Raw genomic sequence first — 1,640 nt, forward strand, 5'->3', positions numbered from 1 at the left:
CACATGTTTCCGACTCTAACTTTGAATTAACTAATTTTCACCTCCACTTTAACCCTGTCCGTAAAACTTTATCCCTTTACCAAGGCAAACATCACACTAAATCTCAAAATAATAAATAAAAATATTTTAACCAACTAAAAGACTCTAAATTAGAGTCTTTTTTATTTTACACACAATAATGGTAAGGCCATTAAAACGAATAAAAAAACCAAAAAAGGAGAAAACAAAATGAAAATTATTCAAAAATATTCACCTTATATTTGTTTAATAATTTTTACTTTAACAACAATTATCATCTATAATTTCAATAATAATAATTTTAAAGAATATATTAACCTTCATAACCAACATTTAAAAGAAAACGTTAATCATCAAAATAATTATTTAAAACAAAAAATTAATCTTATTGAAAAAGAAATGGAGGCATTCCAACAAGAAACCCAAAGTAATTTTCAAAAAATTAATGAAAAAATAGATAAATTAATAAATGATAATAAATCAAAATAAATCCAAAAAAGAAAGCGAGTAAAATCATATGGCGAAACAAACAAATAAAAACACTAAAAATCAATCCAAAAACAATAAATCTAACAAAATAATTATCAAAAGAAAAAATCCAACTCCTAAAATCATTATCGAAACTCAAACTAAAAAAGAAAACTGGTGGCTTAAAATAGCTAAAGCTTTCTTTAAAATCCTCATTTGGTGCATCCCATTATTATTAATTGGTGGGGCGATTTATTGGACTCTTTTTAAATTCTTTCCTGAAGTTTTAAATCAAATCACCGCTTTTACGGGTAACGCCGTGGCTAAAACTAAAGTGTTATACGATAAAGCAACTCAACCAATTCGTAAAGTTATCGAGTATATCTATAATAAAGTAACAGGTAATGATAAAGATCCTAATCATACTCTTTCACTAAAAGAGAAAATAGGTTATTATCTAACAACTACTCTAAGCGTCGTCGGAATTTGTTTTGGACTTGTGAAAATCAGTAATTGGTTAAAAAGTGGCAAGAAAAAAACCATTAAAAAAAGCACTAAAGCCATCATTCAAAAAAAAGCTACTTCCAAAATAGCGAATGTTAGCGGTAAAATCCTTAAAATTGGTAGTAAAGCTTTATTTTGGATTTCTTTAGCTTCAACTGCTTATGAACTTTACCAATTTTATCAAGAAGAAACCAAAATCCCTAATCCACCACAACAATTAACTAATAAAATGGAAAATCCCCCAACACCAATCTTCCAAAACCCATCTATTCAACAACAACCAAATAATGAATTACCAACTATAGATAACCTAACTCAAGAAAATACAGCAGGCCCTTTATCATCAATTATAGATAATCCGACTCAAGAAGAAAGAATAACTGGTAACCTTAACAATCCCTGATAAAGGTTCAGTTGAATCAACAACTGAACCCACCTTACTCCAACAAGAACAACTCCAACAAACACCACTAATTGGTGAGGAATTAAAAGAAACTAACAAAACAAATGAAACTAACCAACTAACTCCTGAAGAAATCATCAAAGCCAAACATTTATTAGAAATTCAACTCCAACAAGAAAAAATTAATAGTTTAACTTTAGAAACTCAAAAAGCTAATTTAGAACATGATTTAACTCAAAAACAAGAA

General features: G+C 28.0%; 2 protein-coding genes and 1 pseudogene. All 3 read left to right on the top strand.

Annotated features, from left to right (window positions below):
• A pseudogene (locus OYV_RS04890) lies at positions 1-119 on the top strand (effector); the annotation flags it as partial.
• Between the two features lie 109 nt (positions 120-228).
• Positions 229-507, top strand: coding sequence for a hypothetical protein (locus OYV_RS03765; RefSeq protein WP_236620287.1), 279 nt, complete (start codon positions 229-231; stop codon positions 505-507).
• A 28-nt stretch (positions 508-535) separates the two neighbouring features.
• Entirely contained in the window at positions 536-1,393 is an 858-nt protein-coding gene (locus tag OYV_RS03770; RefSeq protein ID WP_042068365.1) for a hypothetical protein, read from the top strand.
• Positions 1,394-1,640 lie beyond the last annotated feature (247 nt).

The organism is 'Chrysanthemum coronarium' phytoplasma, assembly GCF_000744065.1.
Lineage (GTDB): Bacteria > Bacillota_I > Bacilli_A > Acholeplasmatales > Acholeplasmataceae > Phytoplasma > Phytoplasma asteris.

Bases quoted from the DNA above. Each gene is read 5' to 3' on its own strand.
- OYV_RS03765 (WP_236620287.1), top strand. From the start codon at position 229: ATGAAAATTATTCAAAAATATTCACCTTATATTTGTTTAATAATTTTT.
- OYV_RS03770 (WP_042068365.1), top strand. From the start codon at position 536: ATGGCGAAACAAACAAATAAAAACACTAAAAATCAATCCAAAAACAAT.